The organism is Phenylobacterium sp. (genome assembly GCF_035276905.1).
Classification (GTDB): domain Bacteria; phylum Pseudomonadota; class Alphaproteobacteria; order Caulobacterales; family Caulobacteraceae; genus Phenylobacterium.
Genome location: NZ_DATELG010000248.1, coordinates 1 through 7630, shown reverse-complemented (window position 1 = coordinate 7630; position 7630 = coordinate 1). Strand labels below are relative to the sequence as shown.

Here is a 7630-nt window from a genome sequence, read left to right as displayed (position 1 = left end):
GGCCTGCAGGACCACAAGGCGCTCGTCGTCGGCGGCGGATATGGCGGCGGCCTCCAGACCGCCCGGCTCCTCGCCGCCGCGGGCGCCCGGGTGGCGGTCGCGCGGCGCGCGGGCCGCGTCCACGAGCTCGCCGGACCGCTCGTCTTCCTGCTTTCGGACGTGTCGTCGTTCGTCACCGGCCAGCGCCTGGTCGTCGACGGCGGCCTCACCGTCCACTTCCCAAACCCGAACGTCGACCTGCCGGCGCCGTCCGCGGGGAGGAGACCGTGAGAGGCTCCTGCGCCATCGCCGCCATGGGCGTGACGCCGACCGGCGTGAATCTGGGAATTACGCCCCGGGAACTGCGCGCCCGCGCCGTGGATCTGGCGCTCGCCGAGGCCGGTATGGAGCGGGGGGCGATCGACGGCTACATCCACTGCGCCTCGGATCGCGAGGACCTGCGCTACATGGGCCTGTCGCCGAACTTCTCCCTCGCCGTCCAGACGGGAGGGGCGAGCCCGCTTGCGGCGCTGCTGCTGGCTCAGGCGACGATTGTCGCCGGCCAGGCCGAGATGGTGGCCTGCGTGTGGGGCCAGGCCCCCTCGACGCGGCTGCCGGGACAGCCCGGCTGGGGCGCCTACGCCTACGGCTATCCCTCGCTCTACGGGATGATCGGCGCCGCAGCCGCCCATGCCCTGCACGCGCGCCGCCACATGCATCTCTATGGCGCCACCACGGACCACCTCGGCGCGGTGGCGGTCACCCAGCGCGCCTACGCGGTCGTGCGTCCCGGAACCTTGGGATACGGCAAGCCGATCACCCTGGAGGACCACCACGCCTCCCCCATGATCGCCGATCCGTTCCGCCGGCTGGACTGCACGCGCGACACCGATGGCGGCGTGTGCGTGCTGGTGACGACCGCCGAGCGCGCGCGGTCCATCGCCTCGGCGCCGGTCTACATCCTCGGCGGCGGGACCGGGCACAACATCGCCAACTGGCACCGGGGCCAGGTCTACGAACACCACGACAACATCGCCCCGGCCAAGGCCCGGGCTTTCGGGCAGGCAGGGATGACGCTGGCGGACATCCATATGTGCCAGCTCTACGATCCCTTCACCATCTCGCCGATCATGCAGCTGGAGGCCTATGGCGTCGTCGGCGAGGGGCAGGGCGGTCCGTTCTACGCCGCCGGCGGGGCCGGACCCGACGGGGCGATGCCGACCAACACCGGCGGCGGCCAGCTGTCGGCCTTCTACACGACGGGCTTCACAGGCGTGATCGAGGCCGTGCAGCAACTGCGGGGCGAGGCCGGCCAGGGCCAGCTGAAGCGCGCCGAAACCGCCCTGGTCTCGGGCCACGGCCTGAACGGGGGGGTGCAGAACACCTGGTCCCACGCCACCCTGATCCTGGGGAATTCGCGATGAGCGCCGGCGGCGACCTGTTGAGCGCCGTGCTCGCGGTCGGCGGCGATCCTGCGGACTTGCCGTTCTGGGAAGCCTGCCGCCAAGGCCGGTTCCTCCTGCACCGTTGCGGCGTCTGCGGCCAATGTTACTGGCCAGCAAGCCGTTGCGTGCAGCATGGCGCGCGCGACATGGCCTGGATCGAGGCGTCGGGCCGCGGCGTGCTCTACACCTACACGGTCCTGCACCACGCCTATACGCCGGAGATGAAGGGCAGGACGCCCTATGTCGTCGGGGTCGTGAAGCTGGAGGAGGGGCCGTTCTTCCACACGAACATCGTCGACTGCCCGCCGGCCGCGTTGGCGGTCGAAACGCCGCTCGAGGTGGTTATGGCTCCGCACCCGAGCGGCATGACCCTGCCGATGTTCCGGCCGCGCGTTGAGAAAAGTGCGCCGCCGGAAGAGTCGGCGGCGGCAAGAGAGGGGATGTCATGAGCCACGAGGCCATGATCGTCGCGCCGCGCGTCCGGGATTTCGCCACCCTGGCCGAGGAGCTTGGCGTCTGGATGCGCGCGCGAATGCCCCAAGCCAGGGACCTGCGCGTCGAGAGCCTGGCCTATCCGAAAGGCGCGGGGCGCTCGCACGAGACCATTCCCTTCGACGCGGTCTGGACCGAGGACGGCGCGCCGAAGTCGCAGGGGTTCGTCGTCCGTATAAAACCGAGCGACCACATCTATTATCCCGACGATCTGTTCGAAGAACAGATCCGCCTGATGCAGGTGTTGCACGGGCACGGCCACGTGAAGGTCGCCAAGGTCTTCTGGCACGAGCCGGACCCCAAGGTTCTCGGCGCGCCCTTCTTCGTGATGGAGAAGAAGCACGGAAGGGTCGCGGTCTCCAACCCGCCCTATTCGATGACCGGGTGGGTGGCCGAGGCTACGCCGGCGCAACGGCGCAGAATGTGGGAGAACGGGGTCCGTCAGCTTGCGCTCATCCCTAAGACCCCGCTCGCCTCGATCCGGTTCCTCGCCGGGCCGGGCGGCCTGACCGGCCTCGAGCAGGAGTTCGACAAATATGCGCGCTTCGTCGAGTGGGTGCGTCCGGATGTCGTCTCCGACATCCTCGACAAGGCGATGGCGGATCTGCGCCGCCGCTGGCCCCGGAACCAGCCGCCCGGCCTGGTCTGGGGCGACGCGCGGCTCGGCAACATGATGTTCAACGACGACTTCGAGGTCGTCGCCGTCATGGACTGGGAGCAGCCCTCGCTTGGCGGGGCGCTGCACGATCTCGCCTGGTGGATCTATATGGCCGAGATGGTCCATGCGATCCCGGGCCGGCCTTGGCTTGAAGGCATGGGCACGCGCGAGGAGACCTTGGCCCTATGGAACCAGGTGGGCGGCGTCTCGATCGCGGATTTCGAGTGGTATGAGCAGTTCACCGGCCTGAAGGTCGCCGCGCTCTCGGTGCGCACGGCGATGTTCCGTGGTCAGCCGCCGCCGGACGAGGGGAGCTTGATCGAGAACCTCAACCGTCCCGGGCGGTGGATATAGCCGGCTGAAGGGGCGGCCGCGCCCATGTCGAAGGCGAAGTCGTCCGGGTCGCGGCCGGCGCTTCTGATACGTTCGACCGCATCTTCGAGTTCCTTTTGATATAGCTCCATCGTGCGCCTCCCTTAGACATGCCTGACAGCCAAGCGTCGCAAGATCGCGCCGCGCGCCGGTCACGCTTTCTCTGATGTGGGTCCCCGATTTCATATCCGTGATGGTTCTTTGATTGGCCTCTAAACTGAATTTGGTTATTTTGATTGAACAGGTCTCGCCCTTGACGGCGAGAAATAAAGATAAGGGGAGCCAAGCGATGGATGCTGTGCGTTCTATGCGTGCGCGTCGCGCCGCCCTGATGGGATGCAGCGTGCAAACATCGCCGCGCAGTACAAGACGCAGCCCGTCTTCAAGGAGGCCCAGTTGCTCTTCCGCACCGACGCCAGCTGGCATTCGAAGGAGAGGACGATCGGTCAAACCTCGATCCCGCCGCAGTTTGAATCCGTCGCCTTCTCGCCGGCGTCTTGGGTCCTGAACGCCCGCGTCGCGCTTCAGCACATCAAGCTGCCCGAAGGGGACATGGAGGTGGCGCTTTGGGCGAAGAACCTCAACGACAATGGGACGATGATGTTCCCGATCAACTTCTTCTATCTCGCCTCGACGACCTACCAGCCCGCACGACGTTCGGCGTCGACGTGATCTACGACTACTGAAAAAGCAGCACGCAGGGATGCTGCATATTCCCGCCCGGGACATCCCAATCCCATCCTTCCTCAGCGGCGGCGGCGGACAAACTCGAAGAGGGCCGAGACAGGTGTCGCGAATCTACTACGGATGGATGGTCGTTGCGGCCAATGTCGCGATCTACACCCTGATCGTGGGGGCCACGTACAGTTCCTATGGGCTGTTCGTGCTGCCGATCTCACACGAGCTTGGGCTGTCCCGCGCCGCGGCGAACTCGGGCGCGATCCTCATGAACCTCGGCATGGCGGCCCAGGCGCCGTTCGTCGGCATGCTGCTGGACCGCGTGCCGGCGAAAGGCATGATGATCTTCGGCAGCCTGTTGTTCGCCGCAGCCTTCGCTCTGCTGGCGCTGTCGCATTCGCTCTGGCTGAACGCAGCGGTCCTGGCGGTGCTTCTGCCGTTCGCCTTTCAAGCCACGGGCTCGCTGACGGCGCCCCTCCTGATCGTGCGCTGGTTCACCGTGCAAAGGGGACGCGCAATGGCGATCTCCCAGTTGGGCCTTGCGCTCGGGGGCGTGGTTCTGCCGCCCATCGTCGGCGGCCTCATCGAGCAGGGCGGATGGCGCCATGCGCTCCAGGTCATGGGCTGGGTGGGTGCGGCGCTGCTGCTGGCGATCGCCGTCGCGATCCGCGAGCGCCCTGGCCCCGGCGATCGTGAGCGCGGCGCGGGAGAGCTGACGCCGCCGCAGCAGCAGCCGACGGCCACGCAGGCGCCCACGCGACTGAAGGTGGGCCAGATTCTCGGCAGCCCAGAATTCTGGACCATCAATTTCAGCTGCGGGCTTGTCGTCGCGATGGCGACAGCCTTGCTGATCACGCTCGCGCCGTTGGCGCGCGCCAGCGGCTTTTCGATGATCCAGAGCGCCAGCCTCGTCTCCATCATGTCGACCTTCGCGATCATCTCCATGCTGCTGCTCGCCGTGGTCGCGGACCGGATCGATCGGATCGTGGTCCTGAGCATCCTGTTCGCCCTGGGGGCGGCGGTGAGCTTGGAGCTGATGATCAGCCACGGCTACGCCCTGCTCGCCGTGGCCGCCGCCGCGATGGGGCTGATCCAGGGCGCCACGGCGCCGATGCAGTACGCGCTCCTGGCGGATCGCTTCGGAGCGGCGTCGTTTGGCGCCGTCACAGGCTTGGCCTCTCCGCTCATCGCCGGGCTCGGCCTGCTGACCATCCGATTTTCCGGCGAGGTCTTCGACCGCACAGGCGGCTATGACGTCTTGTTCGCGAGTTTCGCCGCGCTGCAGCTGGTGGCCGCCGGGACGATCCTGCTGACGCGCTTCGCGCGCTCGAAAAGCAAGGCCGACGGAATGATCAGAGCGGCTTCGCGCTAGGCCTGATCATGAGCGCCAACGATCATCTCCGGCCCTCGGCCTTCCGAAGGTCCTTCGAGACCCGGCTGTCGAGCGCCAGGCCGGCGGCGGACGGCGATCTGAGCTGGGCCCCGGCCTGGCGCATCCGCGATCTGATCGCCGCCAAGGCGATCTCTCCGGTGGAGGTCGCGGACCATTTTCTGGCGCGGATCGCAACGCTCCAGCCCCAGCTGCACGCCTTTCGCGAGGTGGACGAGGACGGGGCGCGGGCGCAAGCGCGGCGGCTCGAAGAGGCCGTGATGCGCGGCGAGCCGCTCGGCCCGCTGCACGGCGTCCCCCTTGGGGCGAAGCAGGTCCTGGCGATCAAGGGGAGCCTGTGGTCGGACATGGGCCGCGGCGTCGTCCGGGCCGAACACGATTCCATGGAGATCGAGCGCCTGCGGGCGGCGGGCGCGGTGATCATCGGCCCGACGGTGGCCGGCCTTCTGGCGCGCGAGTTCGGCGATAGCGACCGCATGCCGCTGAACCCTTGGGACACCGAACGGGTCTGCGGCGACTCCAGCGGCGGCAGCGCCTGTGCAGCCTCCTCCGCGATGGCGCCGATCACCATCGGCGGCGACGGAACCGGATCGACGCGCGCGCCCGCCGCCTTCTGCGGCCTTGTCGGCGTTCACCCGACGCGCGGACGCGTGCCGTCGTTCGAATGGAGCACCCTGCAGAGCCGGCCGAAGACCACCTATGGCCCGATGGCCCGCGACGTGCGCGACGCCGCGACCGTGCTCGCCGCGCTCGCCGGGCCGGACGGCCGCGACATGATGTGCCTTCAGGATGATCCGCCCGATTACCTCGCAAGGCTTGAGGACGGCGCTCGGGGGCTAAGGCTCGCCTGGACCGAGGATTTCGGATTTGCGCGGCGGTTCGCCGTCGAGGAGACGCCGCAAGTGATCGAGACGGTCAAGCGCGCCGTCTTGCGGTTGGAAGCCGCCGGCGCCCACATCGAGGCGCTCGACCTGATGTTCGAAGATCCGTTCTGGGCGAGCAACCAGTGGACGGCGAGCGACGTCGCCATCTCCGCCGACTACGACCTCGGCTTCAAGCCGCCGACGCGCGAGGATGTTTCGAAGGCGCGCGAGAGCCGCCGGCGGATCTGGCAGACGTTCCGGACCCTCACGGAGCGCAACGACTTCATTCTCAGCCCAACCACCCTGGAGGTCGCGCCCACGCGCCGACAATGGGCGATCGACGGCGTCCCTCCTGATTTCGCCGGCCCCTTCCTCGCGATGACTGCGTTCGCCAACCTCATCGGCTGGCCGGCGGTGACAGTCCCTGCGGGGCTGGTGGACGGCCTGCCGGTGGGATTGCAGATCATGGGCCGCCCGAACAGCGAGCCTGGCATATTCGAGCTCGCCCAGGCGTTCCTCGCCGCGCAGGCGTGAGCGGCGCCGTCGGCCGATGCGGGCGACAGCCAGCCCGAGGGATGTGAAATGACCGAAGTCGCCCAGAACGCCCCGCTCACGCTTTCCGAGGCCTTGGATCCCGACTGGCTGAGCGGCGCGCTGGCGTCCCTCACGGGCGGTGCGACCGTGACCCGGGTGGAGACGGTGGAGGTCATCCGCACGGTCGCAACGAAAGTGCGCTTCAAGGTCCAGTGGGCTGTCGGGAACGCCGACCTGTGCCTGAAGGCCTTCCTCGACATGCCGGAGGGATCTTCCGGCGCCGCCACGCGCCTGGTCGAGGCGGACTTCTACGATCAGCTGGCGCCGCGCATGAGCGTGCGCCGCCCGCCCTGCGTGGCGGCGATCGCCGACCGGCGGAAGGGGCAGGGGATCGTGATCATGCGGGACCTCATCGCCGATGGCGCCGCCTTCTGCACGGCGCTCGAGCCCTTCAGCGTCGAAGAGGCCGCGGAGAGCCTCGGTCAGTTAGCGCGGGTTCACGCCGCCGCGCCGCTGCTGGACAGCGTCCCCTGGGTCGGCCGCCGCATCGCCGATCTGATCGCCTGGAAGGTGGTCTCGGTGGAGCGGCTGCAGGAATTGCTCGACGGCGCCCGCGGCGAGTGGCTTGACGTCCGCACCCGGGACGCAGAACGGCTCACCGCGGCTTTGCACGCGCTGAGGGACCTTGACGCCGCGCAGCCCGCCACCTTGGTCCACGGCGATTGCCACGCCGGAAATATCTACCGCTCGAAGGACGGGCCAGGGCTGATCGACTGGCAGATGATCCAGCGGGGCGGCTGGGCGCTCGACGTCGCCTACCACATCTGCGCGGTCCTGCCGGCCGAGATGGCCGAGGCCCATGAGTGGGAGCTCCTCGACCGCTACCTCGACGAAGCGCGGCGGCTAGGTGTCCAGGTTCCCGACGGCGCAGCGGCGCGGGCGCAGTACCGGACCGCCGCAACCTACGGCTACTACCTTTGGGCGATCACGACGCGGGTCGACCCGACGATCACCGGGGTCTTCGTCGACCGCCTTGGCAAGGCGGTCCAGCGGCTTGAGAGCTTCCGGGCGTTGGGGATTTAGTCCGGCGCGAGTCCGCCAGCTGGCCCCGCCCCGCTGGCCCCCGTGATCAGGAGCCGGCCTTGGCCTCTTCAGCCGGTTCGGCGGCGGCCAAGCGCTTCTCGATCGCCCGATTCATCGCGTCTATGCACATCTGCAG

8 protein-coding genes are annotated in these 7630 nt (G+C 68.3%); all 8 read left to right on the top strand.

Going from position 1 to position 7630, the window contains the following annotated elements:
* Positions 1–270 (top strand): SDR family oxidoreductase (locus VJS38_RS11700; RefSeq protein WP_324088326.1); only part of this gene is annotated, 270 nt, incomplete at its 5' end.
* A complete protein-coding gene (locus VJS38_RS11695) occupies positions 267–1403 on the top strand; it encodes a thiolase family protein (RefSeq protein WP_324088325.1) in 1137 nt (378 codons plus the stop codon). The genes VJS38_RS11700 and VJS38_RS11695, both read left to right, overlap by 4 nt.
* Complete coding sequence (locus VJS38_RS11690; protein ID WP_324088324.1) at positions 1400–1873, top strand: OB-fold domain-containing protein; 474 nt, start codon at positions 1400–1402, stop codon at positions 1871–1873. Before VJS38_RS11695 ends, VJS38_RS11690 begins: the two co-directional genes overlap by 4 nt.
* Positions 1870–2928, top strand: coding sequence for a phosphotransferase family protein (locus VJS38_RS11685; RefSeq protein WP_324088323.1), 1059 nt, complete (start codon positions 1870–1872; stop codon positions 2926–2928). Before VJS38_RS11690 ends, VJS38_RS11685 begins: the two co-directional genes overlap by 4 nt.
* 354 nt (positions 2929–3282) lie before the next feature.
* Entirely contained in the window at positions 3283–3618 is a 336-nt protein-coding gene (locus VJS38_RS11680) for a hypothetical protein (protein ID WP_324088322.1), read from the top strand.
* A gap of 115 nt (positions 3619–3733) precedes the next feature.
* Positions 3734–4996, top strand: a complete 1263-nt coding sequence (locus VJS38_RS11675; RefSeq protein ID WP_324088321.1) for an MFS transporter — start codon at positions 3734–3736, stop codon at positions 4994–4996.
* A gap of 8 nt (positions 4997–5004) precedes the next feature.
* Positions 5005–6411, top strand: coding sequence for an amidase (locus tag VJS38_RS11670; protein WP_324088320.1), 1407 nt, complete (start codon positions 5005–5007; stop codon positions 6409–6411).
* Positions 6412–6459: 48 nt separating this feature from the next.
* Entirely contained in the window at positions 6460–7494 is a 1035-nt protein-coding gene (locus tag VJS38_RS11665) for an aminoglycoside phosphotransferase family protein (RefSeq protein WP_324088319.1), read from the top strand.
* The last annotated feature ends 136 nt before the right edge of the window (positions 7495–7630 follow it).

Coding starts and splice junctions, on each gene's coding strand:
- VJS38_RS11690 (WP_324088324.1), top strand. CDS start 1,400: ATGAGCGCCGGCGGCGACCTGTTGAGCGCCGTGCTCGCGGTCGGCGGC.
- VJS38_RS11685 (WP_324088323.1), top strand. CDS start 1,870: ATGAGCCACGAGGCCATGATCGTCGCGCCGCGCGTCCGGGATTTCGCC.
- VJS38_RS11680 (WP_324088322.1), top strand. CDS start 3,283: ATGCAGCGTGCAAACATCGCCGCGCAGTACAAGACGCAGCCCGTCTTC.
- VJS38_RS11670 (WP_324088320.1), top strand. CDS start 5,005: ATGAGCGCCAACGATCATCTCCGGCCCTCGGCCTTCCGAAGGTCCTTC.
- VJS38_RS11665 (WP_324088319.1), top strand. CDS start 6,460: ATGACCGAAGTCGCCCAGAACGCCCCGCTCACGCTTTCCGAGGCCTTG.